This is a genomic window from Micromonospora rhizosphaerae (assembly GCF_900091465.1).
Classification (GTDB): Bacteria; Actinomycetota; Actinomycetes; order Mycobacteriales; family Micromonosporaceae; genus Micromonospora; species Micromonospora rhizosphaerae.
On record NZ_FMHV01000002.1, the window covers coordinates 1879118 to 1904465 of the forward strand.

Below are 25348 nucleotides of genomic sequence, written 5' to 3' on the forward strand. Positions count from 1 at the left end.
TGCAGGCCGTGCGGGCGCTGTGGCGCATGCTGGCGGGCCGGTCCGCCCGGCTGGTCGCCGGCCTGCACCAGACGTGGCGCCGGTCGCTGCAGGTCCGAGTGGTCACCATCACCCTGGTGGCGTCCAGCCTCCTGGTCAGCGGGTTCGCCTACCTGATCGCCGACAAGATCACCAGCATTCTGGTGCAGAACGCCGTGACGGACGCGCGCCTGCGCCTCTCCAGCGGCAGCGACTACGCGGCCAAGCAGTTCTCCCTGTACAGCCAGCCGCAGGAGGCGCAGCTCCAGGACACCATCGACGGCACGGTCAACTACCTGGCCGGCGGCGACCCGGCGCAGACCAGCGGGGTGGTGGTCGCCATCACCGCGGACAACTACCCCGGCATCATCAAGCCGCGTACGGCGCCGGACGCGGACGTCCGGCCGTTGATCAGTCGGGAGCTGCGGACCGCGGTCGCCGAGGGCAACATCGCCCACCAGATCGGCACCGGCCGACTGACCGGGGAGCGCACGAAATACCTCGTCTACGGCTCGCCGGTGCCGACCCGGTTCGGCCAGGTCGAGCTCTACTACTTCCTGCCACTGGCCCGGCAGGACGCCACCGCCGCCGACGCCCGGGCCACCGTGATCGCCACCGGCGTCGCCCTGGTGCTCCTGCTCGGCCTGCTCGCCGCCCTGGTCACCCGGATGGTGGTGACCCCGGTCCGGGTTGCCGCCCGGACGGCCCAGCGGCTCTCCGCCGGCCTGCTCGACCAGCGGATGGCGGTCAACGGCGAGGACGACCTCGCCCTGCTCGCGGCTTCCTTCAACCAGATGGCGACCAACCTCCAGCGGCAGATCCTCCGGCTGGAGGAGATGTCCCGGCTGCAGCGGCGGTTCACCTCCGACGTCTCCCACGAGCTGCGCACCCCGCTGACCACGGTCCGGATGGCCGCCGACCTGATCTTCGCCGAGCGCGACGAGTTCGATCCCGCGGTGGCCCGCAGCGCCGAGTTGCTCCAGGCCGAGCTGGACCGGTTCGAGGAGCTGCTCACCGACCTGCTGGAGATCAGCCGGTTCGACGCGGGGTTCGCGATGCTGGACGCCGAGCCGACCGACCTGGTGCCGGTGGTGCACCGGGTGGCCGACCGGCTCGCCGGCCTGGCCGAGCGGGTGGGCGTCACCATCGAGCTGGACGTGCCGGCCACGCCGGTGATCGCCGAGGTGGACCCGCGCCGGGTCGAGCGGGTGCTGCGGAACCTGGTCGGCAACGCGGTCGAGCACGGCGAGGCCAAGCCGGTGCTGATCACGCTCGCGATGGACAAGAGCGCGGTGGCGATCACCGTCCGGGACCATGGGGTGGGGCTCAAGCCCGGCGAGGAGAAGCTGGTCTTCAACCGGTTCTGGCGGGCCGACCCGTCCCGGGCCCGGCAGACCGGCGGCACCGGGCTCGGCCTGTCGATCAGCCTGGAGGACGCGCGACTGCACGGCGGCTGGCTGGAGGCGTGGGGGGCACCCGGGCAGGGCGCCCAGTTCCGGCTGACCCTGCCGGCGCGGGCCGGCGACCGGCTCACCACCTCCCCGCTGCGCCTGGTGCCGGCCGACGCCAAGCTGCCGTTCGGCGGTCCCCGCGACGGCGGCCTGCTGGCCATCGGTCCCGGTGACGGCGGCACCCTGGCCATCGGCCCGGCCCCGACCGGGGGCGACCGGGCGGAGGTTTCGTCGTGAGGCGCCGGTTGCTGGCCGCAGTGCTCGGCGGCGTGCTCCTGCCCGCCGGGCTCACCGGCTGCGGCATTCCCGACAGCTCCGGCGTCCAGATGGACGGCCAGGGCCCGGCGGTGGAGTCGGGGCCGTACGCCGGCGCCGCGGCGCAGCCGCCCACCCGGACCGCGAGCGACGATCCCAAGCAGTTCGTCCTCAACTACCTGGCCGCGGCAGCCGGGGAGCGGGATGGGGCGTACGAACGGGTCAAGCAGTTCATCGCGCCCGAGGCGAGGAGCCGGGTCCGGGAGAAGCAGGGCAGCGAGGTGACGCTGCACGTGGTCCGGCTCCGGGAGAACCCGGAGGACACGGCGAACAGCGACGGCACGAGCGACGTCCGGGTCAAGGTCCAGCAGGTCGGTGTGCTCCGCGCCGATGGCACCCTCGCGCCCCCGGTGTTGACCGAGACCCAGTACCTGTTCAAGCTGCGCCCGGCCGACACCGGCGACCCGGGGCTGCTTCTCACCACCCCGCAGAACGTGCTGCTGCTCAGCGAGGACGCGCTGCAGTACTACTACGGCACGCACACCATCTACTTCTGGAACTCCGACCAGACCCGCCTGGTGCCCGACCAGCGTTACCTGCCAGTGGTGGTGCCCGCCGAGCGGCGGGTCACCGAGATCGTCAGGTGGCTCGCCGGCGGGCCGCCCGACTGGCTGGCCCCGGGCGTCACCCGGCTGCCGGACAGCACCTCCCTGATCAACAATGCCACCGGGTCGGACGACGGACGGTGGGAGATCAACCTCAACATGCCGGGCGCCAACGACAAACGGCTCACCCGGCTCGCCACCCAGCTCGCCTGGTCGCTGCCGGAGTTCGCCAAGCAGCTCGATCTCAAGATCGGGAATCAGAGCCGGCGTACGGTCGACCTCGAGCAGGAACGGCTGACCAATCCGGCGTATCCGACCAGCGGGAGCCCGCAGCGCTTCTGTGTCTACGACGGCGCGATCCACGCGCTCTCCTTCGCCGGCGAGCCGAGGGGCAGCGTGCCGCTGGCCGCCGCCGCGAACAAGGCGGTCGTCTCGGCGGCGCTCAGCCGCGCGGGCGACGGGATCCTCGCCGCGCTGGTGGTGACCCGGGCCGACCGGAAGCAACGGCTGGTGGTCGGCCACGGGCCGCAGCCGGTCTCGAAGCCTAAGGGCGAGGGCTGGTACGGCTCGATCGGCCGGCCGACCTGGCTCCGGTCCACCGATCCGCGGCAACCGTACGGGCTGGTGGTGGCCGACGGGCGGCTCTACCGGTTCGACGGGGACGGCGGGATGAGCCAGGTGTCGCTCGCCGTCTCCGGCACGGTCTCCGCGGTGGCCGCCTCCCTCGACGGGCACCGGATCGCGCTGATCGTCGACGGCGCCCTCTACGTCGCCGCGGTGAGCCTCGACGGCGGTGTGGTGGCGGTCGGCCAGCCCCGCCGGCTGGTCACCAAGCTGGCCGACCTTTCGGCGGTCGACTGGAGCGGCGAGAACAAGCTGATCATCGCCGGCTACGAGGGGCGGCCCGCGATCTACGAGACGGGTGTCGACGGCGCCGAGGAGTCGCCGCGCAAGCAGGACATCGGTGCCCGGGTGACGCACCTGTCCGCCTACGCCGCCGATTCGGTTGGGCCGCTGCCCACCGGTGCGTACATGTACGAAGCGAACAAGGTGGCCTACCAGAGCAACCCGTTCGACACCATCAAGCGGGACCAGGTGTTGAACGTGACGGCGCCGGCGGCGGGGGTCCGCGCCTCCAACCCGACTGCTCCCTTCTTCCTCTACTGAGGCGCCGGTGCGGGACCTGGGCGGGCTCTGGGCGGACCTGACCGACCTGGTGCTGCCGGCCGGGTGTGCCGGGTGCGGGGAGCGGACGTCGGGCGCCCGGCAGGGGTTCTGCCCCGGCTGCGTCCGCGAGTTGGAGTCGCTGCGCCCCGGTCCCGCCCGCCCCAGCCCAGTCCCGCCCGCCCTGCCGCCCTGCGTGGCCCTCGGCCCGTACGCGGGTGCGCTGCGGGAGGCGCTGCTGGCGTACAAGGAACGGGGCCGGCACGGGCTGGCCCGGCCGCTGGGCGGACTGCTCGCGGAGGTGGTGGCGGCGGCGGTCCCAGGCCCACCCCGGCCGGTGGCCCTGGTGCCGGTTCCGGACACCGCACCGGCGGCCCGGGCCCGGTACGGCGACCACCTCGACCGGTTGGCCACCCACGCGGCCGCGCGGCTGTGTGCGGCCGGCTGGCCGGTCCGGGTGCTCCGACCGCTGCGGGCGCTGCCCCGGCCGGACTCGGTCGCCCTGGACAGCGCCGGCCGGGCCGCGGCGGCGGACGCGGCCTTCCGGCTGCGCCGGTTCGGCGGGCCGTCCCTGGCCGATCGGGACAGCGCCGTGGTGGTGCTCGACGACATCGTCACCACCGGGGTGACGCTGGCCGCGGTAAGCCGGGTCTTGCACGCCGCGGGAATGCCGCCAAAGGCCGCGGCGGTGCTCGCCGCAACGCAAAAACGACGCCATTGGTAACGCTTCGTGTTTCCGTTTCACCCCTTGGTGTATGAGCTGTGAAAATTCCTGGGCCGTCCCGACAACGAGGGGTGACTGCCGGGCGGACAGGAGTTAGCTTTCTCGTGTCGGGGGTACGAGGTGTCCCACCCGCCCCCGGCGGTGAAAGGAGGCGTAGCCGTACTGACCCGGTCGACGCCGAGCAGGGGATCTCCCAGGGCGTACCGACCGGGATGACCGGACCGAACGACCGTCCGAACAAGGGAGGTCACGTGGATATCGTGGTCAAGGGCCGTAACGTCGAGGTTCCGGACCATTACCGGGTGCACGTAGCCGAGAAACTCGCGAAGATCGAACGCTACGACCAGAAGCTCATTCGTGTCGATGTCGAGCTGTTCCACGAGCGCAATCCGCGCCAGGCCGATCATTGCCAGCGGGTGGAAATCACCTGCGTCTCACGGGGCCCGGTGATCCGGGCCGAGGCCTGCACGAGTGATTTCTACAGCGCACTGGACACGGCCATCGCGAAGCTGGACACCCGGTTGCGCCGGTTGGCCGACCGGCGCCGGGTCCACCGGGGGCGGCACGCGCCGCTCTCCGTCGCCGCCGCCACTGCCGGCCTGCCGGTAGCCGACCTCGGCGAGCCACCGCTGGCCGCGCTCGCCAACGGCCATCGGACGGCCACCGCGGTCGCCGAACGCCCCGAGGAAACACTCGACGACTACGACGACCAGCCGTGGCACATCGCGCGGGAGAAGGTGCACCCCGCCGAGCCGATGACCATCGACGACGCGCTGTTCCAGATGGAACTGGTGGGCCACGACTTCTACCTGTTCCAGGACAAGGAGTCCGGCCGGCCGAGCGTCGTCTACCGCCGCCACGCATACGACTACGGGATCATCTCGCTCGACACCAACCCCTGACCATCCCTGTGACACCAGCCGAGGAGCCGAGGTGGGCGACCACCGCGGCTCCTCGCCGTTTCCAGTCCCGTTTCCCGCGACGTTTGTGCCGCCCGGCTCAGTGCCCGGCCCGCAGATCCGCCGCGAGCAGCCCGAATACCAGGTCGTCGATCCGGCCGCCGTTCAGTCCGGGCAGCCGGCCGAGCAGCAGCCCCTCCCGGCGGAAGCCCACCTTCTCCAGCACCCGGTGCGACGCGGTGTTGTCCGGCAGGGTCCCCGCGACCAGCCGGGTGATCCCGGGCAGGCCGAATGCCCAGACGGCAAGGAGCCGTACCGCCCGGGAGGCGTACCCGCGCCCGCGCCAGGCGGGCAGCAGCGCGTAGCCGACGCTCGCCTCGCCGGCCGCCGGATCGCTGTAGGACAGCCCGCAGCTGCCCGCCGGTTCGCCGGTGGCCGCGTCGAGCATCAGCAGCCGGGCCAGGCTGCCGGTGAGCCAGGCGGTCTCCGCCAGCCGGCAGCGCCGGTCGATCGCGGCCCGGGTCGGCGGCACCGGGGGCGCCTGGTTGGCCACCACCTCCGGCAGCGTGTGCAGCCGGAACATCACGTCGGCGTCGCCCGGGGCGATCCGGCGCAGGGTCACCACGCCGTCGGTGAGCCGCCCGCCGGGCAGGTCCGGCAGGAGCCGCGCGGTCGGCCCGGGCGGGTCGTCGGCGAGGCGTACCCAGGCGATCAGGTCGTGCCGGCCGCCGCCCCGACTCGGGTTCGCCGCCCGGCGTACCCCCTCGTGCCGGAAGCCGGCGGCCAGCGCGACCCGCTGGCTGGCGGTGTTCTCGTCGTTGGTGAGCAGCTCCAGCCGGGCGGTGCCGGCGGCGAACGCCTGTTCGGCCAGCGCCCGGGTGGCGGCGGTGGCCACGCCCCGGCCGCGCGCCCAGGGCGCCACCCAGTAGCCGATCTCCGCCTGGCCGCGGGCGGGTACCACCTGGCTCAGGCCGATGCCGCCGAGCAGCCGGTCGGTGGCCGGATCGGCGATCGCGTACGCGGCGCCGCCGGCAGCCCAGGCCGCCGGCGCGCCCTCGGTGATCCACCACCGCGCGGTCTCCTCGGTGTACGGGTACGGCATGCCGGAGATTCCGCGCTGGGTGACCGGGTCGGCGCAGCCCGCCGCGGTGTCGGCCGCGTCGTCGAGGCGAAACAGCCGCAGTCGCACCCCGTACGCCTCGACGAGCTCGGGCGTCACGCCAGGTCCTCGGCGAGCAGCGCGGCCACCCAGGCGTCGCCCCGGCCGTCCCGGGTGGGCAGAACGCCCCGGGCGGTGCCCTCGAAGGCGAAGCCGGCCTTCTCGGCGACCCGCCGGGACGCGGTGTTGCCGGCCAGCGCCCGCCACTCGATCCGGGCCAGGCCCAGCGTGGTGAAGCCCCAGGCGGTGAGCGCGCCGAGCGCGGCCGGCAGGTAGCCCCGGCCGCGGGCGTGCGGGGCGGTCATGAAGCCGACATCGCTGTTCAGCGGGTCGGCCTTGGAGATTCGCAGGTCCACCGAGCCGACGTACCGGTCGTCGCCGTCGGCGATGGTGAAGTACGCGCCGGTGCCGCGCGCCCACGCCGCCTCGGCGAAGTCCCGCTTGAACCCCTCGGCGTGCTCCCGCTCGTACGGGGCCGGCACGGTGGTCCAGGCGATGGTCTGCGGGTCGCGGCAGGTGGTCACGATGTTGTCCAGGTCGCGCTCCTCCATCGGACGCAGCCGCAGCTCGATGGCGCCGGCAGCGGCGAAGAGGGTGGGCTGCGGCCGGCCGAAGACCGCGGCCCGGCGGGCCTCCAGGGTGCCCCGGCCGGCGGGGCCGGGCTCGCCGACCGCCGGCACCTCGCCGGGGAAGAGCGAGCCGATCCAGCCCTCCGGGCGACCGTTCACGGCCGGATGGGCGAGCCGCAGCTCGCCCTCGATCCGGAAACCGGCGCGGAGCGCGACCAGTCGCGAGGCGTGGTTGCCGACCTCGGCCTGCCAGATCAGCCGGCGCAGCTTGAGCGCGTCGAAGGCCCAGCGGGCGACCGCCCGGGTGGCGCGGACCGCGACGCCCCGGTCGCGGGCCCAGGGAGCGGTCCAGTAGCCCACCTCGCCGGAGCCCAGGCCCCGGTCGATCGAGACCAGGCCGCAGGAGGCGAGCAGCTCCCCGGTGGCCGCGTCACAGACCGCGAACGGCGCCCCGGTGCCGTCCGCCCAGGCCGCCGAAGCCTTCCCGGTCACGAAGTCGTGGGCGTGTTCGGGCAGGTACGGGCGCGGTACGGTGGTCCAGCGCTGGATGTCCGGGTCCTGGCAGGCGCGGTGCACCGCGTCGGCGTCCGCCGCCCGCCAGGGTCGCAGCAGCAGGCCGTCCTCGGTGATCTCCACAGGCTCCACCCGAGCCATCGTGCCGGATCGTTCGCGTTGGGCGTAACCCGATTACCGCCGGTCATCGCCCGTGCCGTGCGTTATGTCGGTTTCGCCGGTCCGGACCGCCGCCACCAGTGACCGCTGCCGCGCTGGAGCGCCTACGATGGTTCGAGACTGTCTAGGGGAGCGTTGATCCGTGTCGATTCTGGAAAAGGTCCTTAGCGCGGGCGAGGGCCGCATGGTGCGCCGGCTCAAGGCCATCGCCGCCGCCGTCAACTCGATCGAGGACGACTACGTCAACCTCACCGACGAGGAGCTGCGCGGCCTGACCGAGCAGTACCGCGAGCGGCTCGCCGATGGTGAGACCCTCGATGACCTGCTGCCGGAGGCCTTCGCCACGGTGCGCGAGGCGGCGGCGCGGGTGCTCGGCCAGCGCCCGTACGACGTCCAGGTGATGGGCGGCGCGGCGCTGCACTTCGGCAACATCGCCGAGATGAAGACCGGTGAGGGCAAGACCCTCACCTCGGTCATGGCGGTCTACCTCAACGCGCTCTCCGGTAACGGCGTGCACGTGGTCACGGTCAACGACTACCTGGCCCAGCGCGATGCCGCCTGGATGGGCCGGGTGCACGAGTTCCTCGGCCTGACCGTCGGCGTGGTGCTGCCCAACCGGCCGGCCAGCGAGCACCGTGCCGCCTACGAATGCGACATCACCTACGGCACCAACAACGAGTTCGGCTTCGACTACCTGCGCGACAACATGGCCTGGTCGAAGGACGAGCTGGTCCAGCGCGGCCACAACTTCGCGGTGGTCGACGAGGTCGACTCGATCCTCATCGACGAGGCCCGGACCCCGCTGATCATCTCCGGCCCGGCCGAGCACTCCGCCCGCTGGTACCAGGAGTTCGCCGGCGTGGTGGCCCGGATGCAGCCGGGCACCGACGGCGAGGGTGACTACGAGGTCGACCACGCCAAGCGGACCATCGCGGTCACCGAGCGCGGTGTGGCCAAGGTCGAGGACCGGCTCGGCATCGACAACCTCTACGAGTCGGTCAACACCCCGCTCGTCGGCTACATGAACAACGCGATCAAGGCCAAGGAGCTCTACAAGCGCGACAAGGACTACATCGTCAGCGACGGCGAGGTCCTGATCGTCGACGAGTTCACCGGCCGCATCCTGCACGGCCGGCGCTACAACGAGGGCATGCACCAGGCGATCGAGGCCAAGGAGGGGGTGGAGATCAAGCAGGAGAACCAGACTCTGGCGACCATCACCCTCCAGAACTACTTCCGCCTCTACGAGAAGCTCTCCGGCATGACCGGTACCGCCCAGACCGAGGCGAGCGAGTTCAACAAGGTCTACAAGGTCGGCGTCGTGACCATCCCGACGCACCGGCCGATGATCCGCCTCGACCGGGCGGACGTCATCTACAAGACCGAGAAGGCCAAGTTCAACGCCGTGGTGGAGGACATCGCCGAGCGGCACGAGCAGGGCCAGCCGGTGCTGGTCGGCACCGTCTCGGTGGAGAATTCCGAGATCCTCTCCCAGCTGCTGCGCCGCCGGGGCATCCCGCACTCCGTGCTGAACGCCAAGTTCCACGCCAAGGAGGCGGAGATCGTCGCCCAGGCCGGGCGCAAGGGCGCGGTCACCGTCGCCACCAACATGGCCGGCCGTGGTACGGACATCCTGCTCGGCGGCAACCCCGAGTTCCTCGCCGCCAACGAGCTGCGCCAGCGCGGCCTCGACCCGGTCGAGCAGCCGGAGGAGTACGCCAAGGCGATGGAGGAGGTCCTGCCCACGTGGAAGCAGGCCTGCGACGCCGAGGCCGAGGAGGTCGCCGCGGCCGGTGGCCTCTACGTGCTGGGCACCGAGCGGCACGAGTCCCGCCGGATCGACAACCAGCTGCGCGGTCGGGCCGGCCGGCAGGGTGACCCGGGCGAGTCCCGCTTCTACCTCTCCCTGCAGGACGAGCTGATGCGGCGCTTCCGGGCCGGTGCGGTCGAGGCGGTGATGGAGCGCTTCAACATCCCGGAGGACGTGCCGATCGAGTCGAAGATGGTCACCCGTCAGATCAAGAGCGCGCAGGCGCAGATCGAGGGCCAGAACGCCGAGATCCGCAAGAACGTCCTCAAGTACGACGAGGTGATGAACAAGCAGCGCCAGGTGATCTACGCCGAGCGCCTCCGGGTGCTCAACGGCGAGGACCTCTCCGAGCAGGTGCGCAACATGATCGACGACGTGGTGACCGCGTACGTCGTGGGCGCCACCAGCGAGGGCTACGCCGAGGACTGGGACCTCGACCAGCTCTGGTCCAGCCTCAAGCAGCTCTACCCGGTGGGCGTCTCCGTCGAGGAGCTGGAGGAGGAGGTGGGCTCGCGGGCCGGCCTCGACCAGGACTTCCTGCTCGCCCGGCTCAAGGAGGACGCGCACGCCGCGTACGACCGGCGCGAGGAGCAGCTCGGCGAGGAGGCGGTACGCCAGCTCGAGCGGATGGTGCTGCTCCAGGTCATCGACCGCAAGTGGCGTGAGCACCTCTACGAGATGGACTACCTGCAGGAGGGCATCAGCCTGCGGGCGTACGCCCAGCGCGACCCGGTGATCGAGTACCAGCGCGAGGGCTTCGACATGTTCTCCACCATGATGGACGGCATCAAGGAGGAGACGGTCGGCTTCCTCTACAACCTGGAGGTCCAGATCCAGGAGGCCGAGCCGGAGGCCGAGGAGGTGCAGCTGCTGGAGAAGCCGGTGGAGATCCGCGCCAAGGGCCTCAACCGCGCGCCGCAGCAGCAGGGCCTGCAGTACTCCGCGCCCACCATCGACGGTGAGGCGGGCGGCGGCGCGGTCGCCGTCGAGCGGGCCGACCAGCAGGCGCCGGCCCTCGGCATCGGCCGCCCGGAGAAGACCGCCCGGCCCGCCGCCCCGTCCCCGTCCGGCACCCCGCGGCGCCCGGCGGCCGCCGGGATGAACGGCCAGGCCGTCGCGGCGAGCACCGCCCGGCGGGCGGCGCCGGGCCAGGTGGACGCCGGTGAGGGCCCGTCCCGCAACGCCCCCTGCCCGTGCGGCTCCGGCCGCAAGTACAAGCGCTGCCACGGCGCCCCCAACAACGGCGCCTGACCAGCCCTTTCCCGCCAGCTCGACGGGCCCCGGCCACGCTCGGCCGGGGCCCGTCGGGCTTCACACGATCCACACCGCTTGCGCAAACTGGGGCTGTCGCGCCACCGGAATGGCCCGTTGTGCCGCATACAGAGTCGATCACCCCGCCAGCCGGACGCGGGCCGGCGGGGTCGGCGTCAGAGGACCTGGAGGGTGGTGCAGAGCCAACTGCCGCGGCGGTGCTCCAGGCGGAGGGCCATCGCCCAGCTGGCACCGGCCGGACCGGCGAGCACGGCCGCCGCCTCCACCGCGCCGGCCCGGGGTTCGCAGACGCGCAGCCGGCGGAGCTGGGCGGTCGGGCGGGTCGACCGGCGGCGTACCGGGCCGACACGCTGGGCGGCCCGGGCCAGCTGGGCCGCCACCTCGGTCGCGCTGCCGGGATGGCTCAACGGTCTGAGCTGCCCCGGCGGCCGGTAGCCGTTGAGGATCTCCAGGCAGGTCCGGACGAACCGGTGCGCCGCCCGGGCCGCTTCGGGCGTTGCCGTGACCAGGGCGCTCGGCGGTGGGGCGGAGCCGTGGCGGCCCGGCCCCGTCGGTGTCGGTCGGACGTCGACGTGCCGCCCGGCGGGGCGGCCGGGATCGCGGCGGCGCGGGTCGAAGAGGTCGAGGGTGAGCTGGTCGGGGCTGAGGCGGAACCAGGGATCGCCCTCGTCGGCGAAGGGCGGGTCGATCGGCGGCGCGGGACGGAGACGGACCGGGGGACGCGGCGCCGGCGGGCGACGGGTGTCGACCATCATCAACCCCTATTCGTTTCGTTTGCCTTCGTTTGCCTCCGACAGGCTTCATCCTCCGACATGGCAGCGCCCACCGTCAATGCCGTCGGGGACGGTCGGGTTACTCCGTGTCGCGATCGCTGAGCGGGTTGCCGCGTACCCACTCCGCGGTCTCCGCGTACTTCTGCTGGATGTACTCCTCCAGCCGGGCGCGCTCGACCCGCCACTGTCCCCGCCCGCCGATCTTGATGGCGGGCAGCTCTCCGCTGCGCACCATGTGGTAGACCTGCGAGTCCGACACGTTGAGCTCCGCGGCCACGTCGGACAGGAGCAGGAACCTCGGCTCCACGGTGAACTCCCGGGGGTTGGCGTCGTTTGCCTCAGTTTGCCATCACTGGCTGACGTAACCCAGCGGTGTCCGTTCGCCCCGGGCACAGCTCGGCGGAGGGACACACCGGCCGGGAACTTTCCCGAGACCGGTGCTGGGTGTATGACGGTCACGGCGTACGGCATGATCGGCGCCCGGGGCCGGCGTCCGCCGGTCCGGGCCTGAGCAGGGGAGACACCGGTGACCGACGAGCTTGTCCGGGTGTACGTACCGGCGACGGTCCCCATGCTGTCGCGGCTACGCGAGCAGGGACTCACCGCCGGCGAGGCGCACGCGGTCACCCCGACCCTGCGCGAGTGGTACGCCGAGGGTGACGAGGAGGAACTGGAGTACGTCGCCTTCACCCGGGCCGCCCAGGACGCGCTGCTGCTGCTCCGGGCCGACCCGAGCGCGCCCCGGCGCCGGGTCGTGGTATCGGTCGACCTGCCCGCCCGGGCCGTCGGCCGGGTCGACGGGGAGCTCGGGTCCAGCGCCGTCCGGCTGACCGAGCCGGTGCCGGTGAGCGCGGTCGCCGCGATCCACGTCGACGGCGCGGAGGCCGCGGACGACGTGGCCGCCGCCGCCGAGGTGGTCGCGGAGGCGCAGGCCGGGGACCCGGATGCCCAGTTCACCGTCGACAGCGCCGAGGACCACGAGCTGGAGTGGTACGACGTGACCGAGCTGGACCTGCTGCTCCGCTCGGTCTCCTGACCCCATCCGCCGGGCCGGGCGGTCAGCGTTCCGGCTCGTCCTCGGCCGGCTCCGCCTCGTCCGCGCCGGCGGCCGGGCCGAGGGTGCGGCCGAACGCGATGAGCGCGGCCAGCGCCCCGACGAAGAGCACCCAGATGCCGTTGTCCACTCGCGAGGTGCCGAGCGAGGTCTGCGCGACGGCGTCCGCCTCGCTGAGCGCGGCGGCAAGGTCGAGCAGCGACCGGCCGCCGACCCGGATGATCACCTCGGTGAGCAGCAGGAGCAGGCCCGGGCCCGCCCCGGCGAGCAGGTACGCCGGCCAGCGCGGCTCCGCGGCGGCCGGCTCCCGCCGGACCGCGCGCCGACGGGCCCAGGTCAGGTAGCCGAAGGCCACCAGCCCGGCGATCAGTCCGGCCAGCAGGGACTCCGTCCGGGACACCCACTTCGCGGCGCTGATCACGGACTCCTGGGTGTCGCCCGCCCCGAAGAGGTCGGAGAGCGGGTCCCGGGCGCGGCTGAACGCCACCACGAAGATCAGCGCGGCCAGGGCGGCGCTCACGATCGCGCCGACCACCCGGGCGTTGCGCGCGCCGGCCGCCGCGCCGCCGATGATGGCCGCGGCGGCGGTGGTGCCGGCGATCGTGTTGGTCGTCGCGTTGTCGGCGTAGGTCAGGTTGATCGCCACCGCAGCGACCAGCCCGACCAGCAGGCCGGCGCCGACGGCGGCGAGGAAGCGCACGGTGGCCCGGTCGGTGCGCCGGGCGAGGACGTTGGTGACCGCCAGGGCGACCCCGGCGCCGGCGACCAGCGCGGCCGAGATGACGCCCGGCAGCGCGAACGCGGAGAGGCTGATCGCGGTGACACCGGCCGCGGCGGAGCTGATGGCGGCCCGGGTGGACCAGAGCATCGCCGCCAGCCAGGCGACGGCCAGCAGCGCGAGCGCCGCCGCGCCCGGCGCCCGCCCGTCGGCCGCCGGGTCGGTGACGTCGGCCGCTCGGCCGGCCACGTCGGCCGACGCGGCCACGTCCGCCCGGCCAGCCTCGTCGTCGACCGCGGCGGCCTCGGGCTGGTCCGGCTCCGCGGCCGTGGAGCTGCCGGGCTGGTTGCTCATCGTCTCCCCTTCGACGGAACGCCGGATCGGCCGCCACGGGCCGGGCGGGTCACGGCCCTCCAGCGTACGCGTCGGCCGGAGCCACCCACCGCGACCGTCACCCGGCGCCTCGCCGGGGCCGACGAATCGCAGGCGTGAAATCCACCCGGCCGACGGTTGACCGGGTCCACCCCAGCGTCCACCGAAGGTCCGCTGTGTGGTGGTCCGTCCCCCTGCTTGTCCGGCAGCGCGGCGGCCGGCGGGCGGTGGGGCCGGGGTGGGGTGGCGTGCGGGGTGCCGCATGGGAGAATCGGCCGAGGTCCCGCCGCCGCGACCGGTCCACCGCGCGGTGTCCGGCGTCCGGCCGTCCGGTCGGTGCCCGCGGGTCCGATTTCGCCACCGCCGTCGAGATCGCACAGGAGCCTGTGATGGACGCCGTGTTCTCCGTACCCGAGCCGCGCAACGAGCCGGTACACACCTACGAGCCGGGCAGCGCCGACCGGGAGCGGCTCGAGCGGCGGCTGACCGAGCTGGCCGCCGAGCGGATCGACCTGCCGATGACCATCGCCGGTGAACAGCGGATGGCCGGCGGCGATTCGATCAACGTGCGCCAGCCGCACAAGCACGCGCACGTCCTCGGCGTCACCGGCCACGCCACCCACGACGACGCTCGCGCCGCCGTCAAGGCCGCCAAGGACGCCGCCCCGATGTGGCGCGCGCTGCCGTTCGAGGAGCGCGCCGCGATCTTCCTCCGCGCGGCCGAGCTGCTCTCCGGCCCGTGGCGGGACACGCTCAACGCGGCCACCATGCTCGGCCAGTCCAAGACCGTGGTCCAGGCCGAGATCGACTCGGCCTGCGAGTTCATCGACTTCCTCCGGTTCAACGTGTACTTCGCGCGGAAGCTGCTGGAGGAGCAGCCGATGTCCTCGCCCGGGGTGTGGAACCGGTTCGACCACCGCCCGCTGGAGGGCTTCGTCTACGCGATCACGCCGTTCAACTTCACGGCGATCGCGGGCAACCTGCCCTCCGCCCCGGCCCTGCTCGGCAACACCGTGGTCTGGAAGCCGAGCCCGACCCAGCAGTTCGCCGCGCACTTCACCATGCGGCTCTTCGAGGCGGCCGGCCTGCCGCCCGGTGTGATCAACATGGTGACCGGGCGCGGCGAGGAGGTCTCCGACGTGGTGCTCGCCGACCCGGACCTGGCCGGCATCCACTTCACCGGCTCGACCAAGGTGTTCCAGCACCTCTGGCGGACGGTGGGCGAGAACATCGCCGGCTACCGGGGCTACCCGCGGCTGATCGGCGAGACCGGCGGCAAGGACTTCGTCGTCGCGCACGCCAGCGCCGACGTGGACGCGCTGCACACCGCGCTCATCCGGGGCGCCTACGAGTACCAGGGCCAGAAGTGCTCGGCCGCGTCGCGGGCGTACGTCCCGCGGTCGATCTGGGAGGGCGGGCTGCGCGACCGGCTGGCCGCCACCACGGACGCCCTCCGCTACGGCGATGTCACCGACTTCAGCAACTTCGGCGGCGCGGTGATCGACGAGAAGGCGTACAGCCGGCACACCGCCGCCCTGGAGCTGATCAGCGACGACGAGACCTGCACGGTCCTGGCGGGCGGCACGGCCGACGACTCCGTGGGCTACTTCGTCCGCCCGACCCTCTTCGAGTGCACCGACCTGGCGCACGAGACGTTCACCACCGAGTACTTCGGGCCGATCCTCGGCGTGCACGTCTTCGACGACGCCCGCTTCGAGGACGTCGTCGCGCAGGCCGAGTCGATCGCCCCGTACGCGCTGACCGGGTCGATCTTCGCGACCGACCGCAAGGTGGTCGACGCGGTGGCGGAGAAGATGCGGTACGCGGCCGGCAACTTCTACATCAACGACAAGCCGACCGGCGCGGTGGTCGGGCAGCAGCCCTTCGGCGGCGCCCGGGCCAGCGGCACCAACGACAAGGCGGGCTCCTGGCACAACCTGGTCCGCTGGATGTCGCCGCGGACGATCAAGGAGACCTTCGTCCCGCCGACCGACCACACGTACCCGCACATGGGCTGAGGTGTAAGGAGGGGCCCCCTGTTAACGGATTCTGTATAGGAGGGGGCCCCTCCTAACCGGTGGGCGGCGGGGGTGTCCGCCCGGCGGTAGCGTGACCAGCGTGACCGAGGTGACCCCCGCGCCCGATGCCCGGTTCGGTGAGCAGGGCGGCCAGCTCACCTACAGCGACTACCTCCGGCTGGCCGACCTGCTCGCCGCGCAGGTGCCGGAGTCCGACCCGGCCTCCCACGACGAGCTGCTCTTCATCACCATCCACCAGGTCTACGAGCTCTGGTTCAAGCTGCTGCTCGCGGAGCTGACCGACGCCCGGGACCGGATGCTGGCGGGGGAGACCTACCTGCCCCGGATGCGCCTGGAGCGCTGCCATGTGGTGGAGCGCGTGCTGGTCGGCCAGGTCGACGTGATCGACACGATGACCCCGCAGGACTTCCTGGTCTTCCGCACCAAGCTCGCCCCGGCCTCGGGCTTCCAGTCCGTCCAGTTCCGGGAGATTGAGTTCCTCTCCGGGCTGAAGGACCCGCACTTCCTGCGCCGGTTCCGGGGCCTGTCCGGCCCCGAGCGGGAGCGGCTGGAGCGCCGGCTGGCCGAGCCGAGCCTCTGGGACGGCTTCCTCGCCGTGCTCGGCCGGGCCGGCTTCGACGTGACCGACCCGGAGGCGCGCTTCGGGGCGTACCAGCGGATCGCCGCGGACCGGGAGCGGCACGGGCCGCTCTGGGACCTGGCCGAGGCGCTGGTCGCCCATGACCAGGCATTTTCGCTGTGGCGGGCCCGGCACGTGCTGATGGCGGAACGGCAGATCGGCACCAAACCGGGTACAGGCGGCTCGGCCGGCGGCGCCTACCTGCGGTCGCGGGTGGAGACCCGGTTCTATCCGGAGCTGTGGGAGCTGCGCAGCCGGCTCTGACCCGGCCGGCCGACGTCCGGCTGAGGGCACGGATGGTCCCCGGCGGACAGTCGTCCGCCGACAGTGCACATTGGAAGCCCTACCGGGTGGCGAAAACGGCAAATCCTGGACGCCGGGTCGGCAAAGTGGCAGCTTAGAGGGCATGGCGGAATCCGGAGTCAACCCCACGGCGGCGGCCCTGCTGGGCCTGCTGCACGAGGGCCCGATGACAGGCGGCCAGCTGATGGCCGCCGCCGAGCGCCGGTTGGCGCCGTACTGGTCGATGACCCGCAGTCAGGTCTACCGCGAGTTGCCGGTGCTGGCCGAGAAGGGTCTGGTGCGGCTCGGCAAGCCGGGGCCGCGGATGAGCCAGCCGTACGCGATCACGGCGGCCGGAAAACGGACATTTACCAAGTGGCTGGCGGAGAACCCGGGGCGGGACACCATCCGCAACCCGATCGCGCTGCGGATGGCCTTCGGCGAGCTGCACTCGCCGAATCAGCTGAAGAACCTGTACACCACGGCGAACGAGTACCACACCGAGGCGCTGGCGCGGGTCCGGGAGCAGGTGAAGAACGCCAAGAAGGAGGGGGAGACGTACGACGCCAGCGCGCTGGAGTTCGCCGTCGCCTACCACAAGGCCGCCCTGTCCTGGCTCAAGACCGCCCCGGTCGGCGGCTGACCGGACTCGGCCAGGTGACCTGAGCAGCCCGCGGAACGCGCAGCGCGGACGTTTCGCGCGGGACTGCGGGGCTCGCAAGCTCACTCCTCGCCCGCGCAGTACGCTTGTTTGTCGTGACCGCTGCCGATTACGCCGAACAGCTCAAGGAACTCGACGCCACCCTGCGCAACATCGAGGCCGTCCTCAACCTTGACAAGCTGCACGAGGAGAAGGCCCGGCTGGAGCAGGAGGCCTCCGCGCCGGACCTCTGGGACGACCAGGCCAAGGCGCAGAAGGTGACCTCGCAGCTGTCGTACGTCAACGGCGAGATCAACAAGCTCGGCAGCCTCCGTTCCCGGCTCGACGACGCCGGTGTCCTGCTGGAGTTGGCCGAGGCGGAGTCCGACCCGGGGGTGCTCGCCGAGGTCGAGACGGAGATCGCCGGGCTGACCAAGGCCATCGAGGAGATGGAGGTTCGTACCCTGCTGTCCGGCGAGTACGACTCCCGGGAGGCGCTGGTCGCCATCCGGGCCGGCGCCGGCGGCGTGGACGCGGCGGACTTCGCCGAGATGCTGCTCCGGATGTACCTGCGCTGGGCCGAGCGGCACGGCTACCCGACCGAGGTCTACGAGACCTCGTACGCCGAGGAGGCCGGCCTCAAGTCCGCCACCTTCACGGTCAAGGTCCCGTACGCCTACGGCACGCTCAGCGTCGAGTCCGGCACCCACCGGCTGGTGCGGATCAGCCCGTTCGACAACCAGGGCCGCCGGCAGACCAGCTTCGCCGGCGTCGAGGTGCTGCCGGTGGTCGAGCAGACCGACCACATCGACATCCCCGAGAACGAGATGCGGATCGACGTCTACCGCTCCTCGGGCCCGGGTGGGCAGAGCGTCAACACCACCGACTCGGCGGTGCGGATCACGCACATCCCGACCGGCATCGTGGTCACCTGCCAGAACGAGAAGTCCCAGCTGCAGAACAAGGCCTCCGCGCTGCGGGTGCTCCAGGCCCGGCTGCTGGAGCGCAAGCGCCAGGAGGAGCAGGCCAAGCTCCAGGGCCTCAAGACCGAGGCTGCCGGCTCGTGGGGCGACCAGATGCGCTCGTACGTCCTGCACCCGTATCAGATGGTGAAGGATCTGCGAACGGAGCAGGAGACGGGCAATCCGTCCGCGGTCTTCGACGGGGAACTGGACGGCTTCATCGAGGCCGGGATCCGGTGGCGCAAGCAGCAGCAGCTCGCGGAAAGCGCTGCGTAATCGACCGCGGGCGGAGCGCGTCCTTGATCTCCGCATCACGCACTAATTGAATGACGCGCTTCGTTCCGGTGGGGGCGGGGGGCTTGGCTCTCCGGTTACACCGCGTAGACTCTCGACCCGTGATTCAGCTTGAGCAAGTGACGAAGACGTACCCGAAGGCGTCCCGGCCTTCGCTCGACAACGTGTCCGTCGGCATTGAGAAGGGCGAGTTCGTCTTCTTCATCGGCCCATCCGGCTCCGGCAAGTCCACCATCATCAAGATGCTGCTGCACGAGGTGAGCCCCAACAAGGGGCGGGTCATCGTGAACGGCAAGGACGTCACCTCGATGCGCTCCTGGAAGCGACCCCACTTCCGGCGCTCCATCGGCTGCGTCTTCCAGGACTTCCGGCTGCTGCCTAACCGCACCGCCTACGAGAATGTGGCGTTCGCCCTCGAGGTGATCGGGAAGACCAAGGCGGTCGCCCGCCGGGTCGTGCCGGAGGTGCTGGAGCTGGTCGGGCTCGGTGGGAAGGAGCACCGCTACCCGCACGAGCTCTCGGGTGGTGAGCAGCAGCGGGTCGCCGTCGCCCGGGCGTTCGTGAACCGTCCGCTGATCCTGCTGGCGGACGAGCCGACCGGAAACCTGGACCCGGACACCTCGATCGAGATCATGCGCCTGCTGGATCGGATCAACCGCACCGGCACGACCGTCGTCATGGTCACGCACGACTCCAACATCGTGAACCAGATGCGCCGCCGCGTCGTCGAGATCGAGAGCGGCCGCATCGTGCGCGACCAGCACCGCGGCGTCTACGGGTGAGCCGACGCTCCACCCCTGCCGTACATCCTGACGACGAACACCTCACGCCGGAGAGCCGGAGGAATTCCCGATGCGGATGAAGTACGTCCTGTCCGAGGTATTGGTCGGACTGTGGCGCAACGTCACCATGACCGTCGCGATGATCATCACGATGGCGGTGTCGCTCACCATGCTCGGCGCCAGCGGTCTGATGTATCGCCAGGTCGGCGACATGAAGGACCTCTACTACAAGAACATCGAAGTCTCGATCTTCCTGAAGACGGACGTCGCTGAGCCGGAGCGGCAGGCGCTGCAGGCCAAGCTGGAGAGCGACCCGCTGGTGGCGAAGGTCGTGTACGTCGACAAGCAGGAGGCGTACAAGCGGTTCCAGGAGATGTTCCAGGACGCGCCGGACCTGATCAGCGCCGTGAAGCCGGACAGCCTGCCGCCGTCGTACCGACTCAAGCTGGTCAACCCGGAGCAGTACAAGACCATCTACAACCAGTACAAGGACACCGCGGGCGTCGACGAGATCGTCGACCAGAGCCGGCTGCTCGACAAGATCTTCGACATCCTCACCTCGATCCAGAACATCGCTCTCGCCGCCGCGGCCGTCATGGCGATCGCCGCCCTGCTGCTGGTCGCCAACACCATCCAGGTGGCCGCCTACAGCAAGCGGCGCGAGGTGGCGGTCATGAAGCTGGTCGGTGCGTCCAACTGGTTCATCCAGGCGCCCTTCGTGCTGGAGGCCGTCGTTGCCGGTCTGATCGGCTCGCTGCTCGGCCTGGGCGCACTGGTCGCCGCGAAGTTCCTCCTCTTCGACGGCTCGCTCAAGGCCCTGCAGGGCCTCCTCTCCCCGGTCAGCTGGGGCGACATCCTGTTCATGTTCCCGGTCATGGCCGGCGTCGGCGGCCTGGTCAGCGCCGTCACCGCCTGGTTCACCCTCCGCTTCTACCTGCGGGTCTAGTCACCGCGGCGGCTCTCCGAGGGCTCTCCCGCGCCGGAATAAACGGCGCGGGAGGGCCCTTGTCATTCGGGTAGCATGATCTCCGCCCTGCGGCCGGAGGTCGCGGATCGTTCGGAAAGGAGGTGGCGCCGATGCCACGGGAAAAGGGTCGCAAGGTGGTCGCCTCCAACAAGAAGGCGCGGCACGACTACGCCATCCTCGACACGTACGAGGCGGGCATGGCGCTGACCGGCACCGAGGTCAAGTCGCTGCGGGCCGGGCGGGCGTCGCTGGTCGACGCGTTCGCCCAGGAGCGCAACGGCGAGCTCTACCTGCACGGCATGCACATCCCGGAGTACACCCAGGGCACCTGGACCAACCACGAGCCCCGGCGTACCCGCAAGCTGCTGCTCAAGCGGCTGGAGATCGACCGGCTGATCGGCAAGACCCGGGAGAGCGGGCTCACCCTGGTGCCGCTGCAGGTCTACTTCTCCGACGGCTGGGCCAAGGTGGAGATCGGCCTGGCCAAGGGTAAGAAGTCGTACGACAAGCGGCAGGACCTCGCCAAGCGGGACGCCGAGCGGGAGATGGCCCGTGTGGCCGGCCGGCGCGGCAAGGGGATGGAAGACTGATTCGTCCCGGACTGACCGGTTCCATGATCGGCCGGGGCTCGGGGATGAATCCGGTTGCGGCAGGCGTTAGGCTTGATGGTGCTGCCAACAGCGGCAGCCCATCGAGGGGGTGACAGGTTTCGACTTCGTACGTTGCGGCAGGGGAAGCGAGCCGAGGAAGCCGACGTCGTCTCGAGAATCGTTCGTCGGAAACCAATAAGCGCCAAGAACAATCGCGCTGACTTCGCTCTCGCCGCCTGAGGCGAGTAGCAAGTCTGTCGGCCTGGGAGCGCCTTCGACCCAGTTAGCCGGCATCAGCTAGAGGGCTGGCCAATCGGACCCGGTCGCGGGGTCCGTGCGGCGAGATCAATCAGCGACTGGGCCCGTCACACCGACTCGCTCGCGTGATCGGAGGGGCCGAGTAGAGGCACAGCGAGCTGCGCTCGGAGAAGCCCTGACAAGGCGGCGAAGGACCCGGGTTCGATTCCCGGCACCTCCACCACCTGACCTGTGCGCCCCGGTCCACCCGGACCGGGGCGCACAGTCGTTTTCGCCCCCGTTGCCGAGGCGATCTAGGCTGCCGCGTGTGACGAACGAGAAGCTGCCGCTGTCGGTGGGCGCTTCACCCGGTCAACGCGTTTTCGCGGCGATCGTGGGGGTGCTGTTCACCGCCATCGGCGCGGCGTTCGTGCTGCTCCCCATGCTCGCGGACGGCCTGCTGCGCCGGATCACCGGCTTCGGCGATCCGCTGCCCTCGTACGAGGATGCGCGGGACCTGCCGCCCGGCATGCTCCCGCCGGACCTGAGCGGCTCCCCGAGCGCCGGGCTGGGACCGGGCCGCCTGGTCGGGCTCTGCGGGATCCCATTCGCGTTGCTTGGTCTCTATCTCGTGCTCCGGGTGCTGCGCACCGCCGCATGGCTGGAGGGCACCCGGGCGCACGTCCGGGGCGTGCTCGGCACCCGCGCGGTCGACCTGGCCGCCGCCGAGGTCACCGCAGGGGCTGTCGGGTACCGGGCCGGGGACGAAGCCGTGGTGCGGGTGCCGACCCTCGTCGCGCGTGACCCCGGCACCGGCCGCCGGGTCACCATCCCGTTGCGGGGGATGGGGCTGGCCACGCTGCCGCCGCACGAGCTGCGGGCGCTCGCCGACGCGATCACCGCAGGCCGCCCCACCGGCGGCCGGCACGACGAGGCGCACGCCCTTGCCGGCCGGCTCCGCACGATGGCCGGCAATCCCCTGGGCGGGTGAGCCGGATGAGACTGGGGAGGCTGTTGGGGTAGATGTGCCTGATGAGCCGCGCCTGAGCCCTGGACAGGCTTTTCGCCGGGGTCCACCATCGCTGTACGCGGTAGCGCAGCAGCGCGGGAGGTGCCCATGGTCACCGGTCCGATCCAGCAGCCGTCCACCGTCGCCGCGACGGCCCGTCCGTCCGTCGCGGGCCAGCACCGGCCCAACCTCCTGGCCGACGTGCACGCCCTCCTCCGGGCGCTCATGGCGCCGGCCGGGGAGCCCCACTGGCGGGAGCGCCTGGTCCTCCACCTCGACCCGGTCCGACAGGGCTTCGCCGAGCACGTCCAGCTCACCGAGGGACCCACCGGCCTCTACGCGGAGCTGCTCCACCAGGCACCGCGGCTGCACCGGAGGGTGGGACTGCTGACCCGGGAGCACGGCGCCATCGCCGCGGCGATCGCCGCCCTCCAGCACGCCGCCGAGCTGCCCGGCGTACCGGCCGAGGAGCTGTGCGGGCGGGCCGGGCACCTGCTGCGGGCGCTCTCCCGGCACCGGCAGCGCGGCGCCGACCTGCTCTGGGAGGCGTACCAGGCCGACCTCGGCGGGGAGACCTGAGCTTCGGTTCGGCTCGTCCCCGCCCGCCTTGTCACGGCTTGGGTGGCTCGCGGGCCCGTTGCCTATGGCCGGCGCCGACACGCCCAGCCCCTCGCCCTCAGCCGGCCCCCCGGCGGGCAGTGCGACGCGGCCGCGGAACCGGCGGGGCGGGCGACGCGTCCAAGGGGTATGCGTCGCAGGATCGCCCCGCTGGGCCTGCTACTCCTGCTGGCCGTCGGCTGCGCCCCGGCCGGTTCCGGCCCGTCCGCCGGCAGCCCCGGCCACCGGTGGGAGGCGTTCGACCAGCGGGCCGTGGAGGTCGCCGAGGCCTGGCGCCCGGGTCCGGCCTGGACCAGCGGATACGTCCCGCTCCAGGAAGCCACCGTGCTGACCGGCGACCCCGGCTTCAACCCCGAGACCGAGACGGCATTCCGGGCCGGTTGGTACCGCGACCAGATCGAGATGCCGAGCGCGAAGCCGGCGGACGGCAGCATCCGCTTTCCCGACGGCACGCTGCGGGTGCCACTGGTCAGCGCCGCCGAGGCGTACGCGCAGCTCGACCAGGGCGACCCGCCGCCGTGCGACGGCCGGCCCCAGGAACCCGGGCCGACGGGTGGGCCGGGTCGACCGAAGGACGGTGGCCCGACGATCGAGCCAGGGCCGGACGGTCCGGTGAGCAGCCCGGTGCAGACCGCCTGCATCCCGCTCACCGTCACCGCGGTGAAACTGGGGACCGCCTCGGTGCATACCAGCCGGGGGATGGCCGAGGTGCCGGCCTGGCTGTTCACCGTGGCGGGGTTGACCGCCCCCGTCGCCCGGCTCGCCGTCGCGGCGAGCGCGACCACCGCCGTACCCGAGGGGTTGCGCCGACCCGGCCGGCGCCCGACGGCGTGGTCGGTGCGCAGGATCTCGTCCCGCCGGTCGAGGGGGCACGGTTGACCTACCGGCTGGGGGTCGGCGCGTGCGACACCGGGAAGACCCCGCTGGTGCTGGAGCGCGAGGATGTGGTGGTGGTCGGCGGCGGGGTGACCCGGTCGACCAGCCCCTGCATCGCCCTGCTGAAACTCGAACCGGTCACCGTCACGCTCAAGGCCCCGCTGGGTGCCCGGCCGGTGCTCGACGTGCTCACCGGCAGGCCGCTCGCCGTCGGCGGCCGCTGAATCCGCGCCGACCGCCGACTAGAGGATCCGGGGCAACTCGGTGCTGATGGGCACCGGCAGCACCGTCGGCCGGTCGGCGGCCAGCGCGGCGTCGAGCGCCTCGCCGAGCCGGTCCAGCGGGTCCACCACGGCGGACGCGCAGCCGTAGCCCCGGGCGATCGCGGTGACGTCCAGCCCGGGCAGGTCGAGGGCGGGCACCCCGGGTGTGTGCTTCAGCTCGGCGAACGCCTTGAGGATGGCGTACTGGTGGTTGACCGGCACGACCACCGCGAGCGGCAGCCGCAGCTGCGCGGCGGTCCAGAGCGCCTGCACCGAGTAGTGGAAGGAGCCGTCGCCGACCACCGCCACCACCGGCCGGTGGCGTCCGGTGTCCCGCTCGGCCAGGGCGATCCCGACCGCCGCCGGCAGGCCGAAGCCGAGACCTCCGCTGGCCATGGTGAAGTACGACCCCGGCCGGGTCACCCGCAGCCGGCGGCGCAACGCGGCCAGGTTGGACGGTGACTCCTGCACCAGCACCCCCTCGCCGGGCCAGTGCCGGGCCAGCGCGGCGAAGAGCGCGTCGGCGCTCGGCGGGCTCGACTCCTCCGGTGGCTGCGGGTCGGGGCGCGGGGGCGGGGGCGGCCGGTCCGCCGGCGGCAGCAGTTCCAGCAGGGCGGCGAGCGCCAGTCCGGCGTCGCCGAGCAGGCTGTCCCCGACCGGGGCCCGGGCCGACTCGTCCGGGTCGTCGGTGATGTGCAGCAGCCGCGCGTCGGCCGGCAGGTAGTCGCCCGGCACGTGCGGGTAGTAGCGGAACACCGGCGCGCCCACGACCAGCACCGTGTCGTGCCCATGCAGCGCCTCGGCGAGCGGTCCGATCGCGTACGGCAGCACGCCCCGGTAGTGCGGATGGTCCTCGGGGAAGGCGGCCCGCTCCGGCGCCGGGGCGGCCCAGACCGGGGCGGCCAGCCGCTCGGCCAGGGCGATCGCTGCCGACCAGGCGCCGGCCCGGTCCACCGCCGCGCCGAGCACCAGCGCTGGGGCGCGGCTGCCGGCCAGGGCGGCAACGAAGTCGCGCAGTCGCTCGGGGTCGGGGGCGAACCGGGTGGCCACCCGGCGCACCTGCGGCGGGCGGTCCGCCGGCTGGTCCCAGTCGTCCATCGGCAGGGAGAGGAAGACCGGACCGGCGGGAGGCTGGACCGCCGTCGCGTACGCCCGCATCAGCGCCGCCGGGATGTCCTGCGGGCGGACCGGCTCATAGCTCCATTTCACGTACGGCTGGGTGAGCTCCGCCGGGCGGACGCTGGCCAGCCGGGGCTCGATCAGCAGCATCTCCCGGTTCTGCTGGCCGGCGGTGACGATCAGCGGGGTCTTGTTGTGCCAGGCGGTGACCAGATTGCCCATGCTGTTGCCGGTGCCCGGGGCGGTGTGCAGATTGACGTGCGCGGGCCGCCCGGTGGCCTGCGCGTAGCCGTCGGCCATGGCCATCGCCGACGCTTCCTGCAGGGCGTGCACGTAGTAGAAGTCGGCGGGGAAATTCTGGAGAAAGGGTTCCTCGGTGGAGCCGGGGTTGCCGAAGATGGTGGTCAGGCCCAGGTCGCGGAGCAGGTCGTACGTCGTCTCCCGCACCGTTGCCATGGCCGACTGCCTCCGTCTGCTGCCCTGCGCCGGAGACGGCTCGCGATCAGTCCCCGACCAGCTGAATCTATCGGGGCCAG

Annotated in this window: 21 protein-coding genes, 1 other RNA gene and 1 pseudogene; 17 read left to right on the forward strand and 6 right to left on the reverse strand. The window is 72.1% G+C overall.

What is annotated here, in order from left to right:
* Positions 1–26 precede the first annotated feature (26 nt).
* The 4 genes from mtrB (at position 27) to hpf (ending at position 5119) form a co-directional block, all read left to right on the forward strand.
* Complete coding sequence (gene mtrB / locus GA0070624_RS09145; protein WP_091348441.1) at positions 27–1706, forward strand: MtrAB system histidine kinase MtrB; 1680 nt, start codon at positions 27–29, stop codon at positions 1704–1706.
* Complete coding sequence (locus GA0070624_RS09150) at positions 1703–3496, forward strand: LpqB family beta-propeller domain-containing protein (protein ID WP_091338943.1); 1794 nt, start codon at positions 1703–1705, stop codon at positions 3494–3496. The genes mtrB and GA0070624_RS09150 overlap by 4 nt, the downstream gene beginning before the upstream one ends.
* Positions 3497–3545: 49 nt before the next feature.
* Positions 3546–4217, forward strand: coding sequence for a ComF family protein (locus tag GA0070624_RS09155; RefSeq protein ID WP_176731996.1), 672 nt, complete (start codon positions 3546–3548; stop codon positions 4215–4217).
* 251 nt (positions 4218–4468) lie between these two features.
* Positions 4469–5119, forward strand: coding sequence for a ribosome hibernation-promoting factor, HPF/YfiA family (gene hpf, locus GA0070624_RS09160; RefSeq protein ID WP_091348445.1), 651 nt, complete (start codon positions 4469–4471; stop codon positions 5117–5119).
* 97 nt (positions 5120–5216) lie between these two features.
* Here the strand turns inward: hpf and GA0070624_RS09165 are convergent, their stop codons facing one another.
* Both GA0070624_RS09165 and GA0070624_RS09170 read right to left on the reverse strand, forming a co-directional pair.
* Positions 5217–6335: a GNAT family N-acetyltransferase gene (locus GA0070624_RS09165; protein WP_091338950.1), complete on the reverse strand. Its 1119-nt coding sequence runs from the start codon at positions 6333–6335 to the stop codon at positions 5217–5219.
* Positions 6332–7498: a GNAT family N-acetyltransferase gene (locus GA0070624_RS09170; protein ID WP_176731634.1), complete on the reverse strand. Its 1167-nt coding sequence runs from the start codon at positions 7496–7498 to the stop codon at positions 6332–6334. Before GA0070624_RS09170 ends, GA0070624_RS09165 begins: the two co-directional genes overlap by 4 nt.
* Before the next feature lie 160 nt (positions 7499–7658).
* Between GA0070624_RS09170 and secA the strand changes: the two genes are divergently transcribed.
* Positions 7659–10577, forward strand: a complete 2919-nt coding sequence (gene secA, locus GA0070624_RS09175) for a preprotein translocase subunit SecA (protein ID WP_091338953.1) — start codon at positions 7659–7661, stop codon at positions 10575–10577.
* 176 nt (positions 10578–10753) lie between these two features.
* Here secA and GA0070624_RS09180 read toward each other — a convergent pair whose 3' ends face one another.
* Both GA0070624_RS09180 and GA0070624_RS09185 read right to left on the reverse strand, forming a co-directional pair.
* Complete coding sequence (locus GA0070624_RS09180; protein ID WP_091348453.1) at positions 10754–11350, reverse strand: Rv3235 family protein; 597 nt, start codon at positions 11348–11350, stop codon at positions 10754–10756.
* A 100-nt stretch (positions 11351–11450) separates the two neighbouring features.
* Positions 11451–11678 (reverse strand): helix-turn-helix transcriptional regulator, encoded by a 228-nt coding sequence (locus tag GA0070624_RS09185; protein WP_091338957.1) that lies wholly within the window; start codon positions 11676–11678, stop codon positions 11451–11453.
* A 219-nt stretch (positions 11679–11897) separates the two neighbouring features.
* Between GA0070624_RS09185 and GA0070624_RS09190 the strand changes: the two genes are divergently transcribed.
* Positions 11898–12407 carry a DUF6912 family protein gene (locus GA0070624_RS09190; RefSeq protein ID WP_091338960.1) on the forward strand — a complete coding sequence of 170 codons (510 nt, stop codon included), beginning with the start codon at positions 11898–11900 and terminating at the stop codon, positions 12405–12407.
* Between the two features lie 22 nt (positions 12408–12429).
* On the opposite strand, the gene GA0070624_RS09195 is transcribed toward GA0070624_RS09190, so the two are convergent.
* Positions 12430–13497, reverse strand: a complete 1068-nt coding sequence (locus GA0070624_RS09195) for a hypothetical protein (protein WP_091338963.1) — start codon at positions 13495–13497, stop codon at positions 12430–12432.
* 407 nt (positions 13498–13904) lie between these two features.
* Here GA0070624_RS09195 and pruA point away from each other — a divergent pair, with 407 nt between their 5' ends.
* From pruA to GA0070624_RS09250, 11 genes and pseudogenes are all read left to right on the forward strand, one after another.
* Positions 13905–15533, forward strand: a complete 1629-nt coding sequence (gene pruA, locus GA0070624_RS09200; RefSeq protein ID WP_091338966.1) for an L-glutamate gamma-semialdehyde dehydrogenase — start codon at positions 13905–13907, stop codon at positions 15531–15533.
* 100 nt (positions 15534–15633) lie between these two features.
* Positions 15634–16437, forward strand: a complete 804-nt coding sequence (locus GA0070624_RS09205; protein WP_245718715.1) for a tryptophan 2,3-dioxygenase — start codon at positions 15634–15636, stop codon at positions 16435–16437.
* A gap of 142 nt (positions 16438–16579) precedes the next feature.
* On the forward strand, positions 16580–17098 hold the full coding sequence (locus GA0070624_RS09210; protein WP_091338969.1) for a PadR family transcriptional regulator: 519 nt from the start codon (positions 16580–16582) through the stop codon (positions 17096–17098).
* A gap of 113 nt (positions 17099–17211) precedes the next feature.
* Positions 17212–18333: a peptide chain release factor 2 gene (gene prfB / locus GA0070624_RS09215; protein ID WP_091338972.1), complete on the forward strand. Its 1122-nt coding sequence runs from the start codon at positions 17212–17214 to the stop codon at positions 18331–18333.
* 119 nt (positions 18334–18452) lie between these two features.
* Positions 18453–19133: a cell division ATP-binding protein FtsE gene (gene ftsE / locus GA0070624_RS09220; RefSeq protein WP_091338975.1), complete on the forward strand. Its 681-nt coding sequence runs from the start codon at positions 18453–18455 to the stop codon at positions 19131–19133.
* 70 nt (positions 19134–19203) lie between these two features.
* Positions 19204–20079, forward strand: a complete 876-nt coding sequence (gene ftsX, locus GA0070624_RS09225) for a permease-like cell division protein FtsX (RefSeq protein ID WP_091338978.1) — start codon at positions 19204–19206, stop codon at positions 20077–20079.
* A gap of 131 nt (positions 20080–20210) precedes the next feature.
* Positions 20211–20690, forward strand: coding sequence for an SsrA-binding protein SmpB (smpB, locus tag GA0070624_RS09230; RefSeq protein ID WP_091338980.1), 480 nt, complete (start codon positions 20211–20213; stop codon positions 20688–20690).
* Between the two features lie 105 nt (positions 20691–20795).
* Positions 20796–21171: a transfer-messenger RNA gene (gene ssrA / locus GA0070624_RS09235) on the forward strand.
* A gap of 84 nt (positions 21172–21255) precedes the next feature.
* Positions 21256–21918, forward strand: coding sequence for a hypothetical protein (locus GA0070624_RS09240; protein WP_091338983.1), 663 nt, complete (start codon positions 21256–21258; stop codon positions 21916–21918).
* A 126-nt stretch (positions 21919–22044) separates the two neighbouring features.
* Positions 22045–22515 carry a hypothetical protein gene (locus tag GA0070624_RS09245; protein WP_091338986.1) on the forward strand — a complete coding sequence of 157 codons (471 nt, stop codon included), beginning with the start codon at positions 22045–22047 and terminating at the stop codon, positions 22513–22515.
* 168 nt (positions 22516–22683) lie between these two features.
* Positions 22684–23654 (forward strand): annotated as a pseudogene (locus tag GA0070624_RS09250) (hypothetical protein).
* Positions 23655–23672: 18 nt separating this feature from the next.
* On the opposite strand, the gene mdlC reads toward GA0070624_RS09250, so the two are convergent.
* The gene (mdlC, locus tag GA0070624_RS09255; protein WP_091338989.1) at positions 23673–25268 is read right to left on the reverse strand and encodes a benzoylformate decarboxylase; all 1596 of its coding nucleotides are present in this window, start codon (positions 25266–25268) and stop codon (positions 23673–23675) included.
* Positions 25269–25348: the final 80 nt, after the last annotated feature.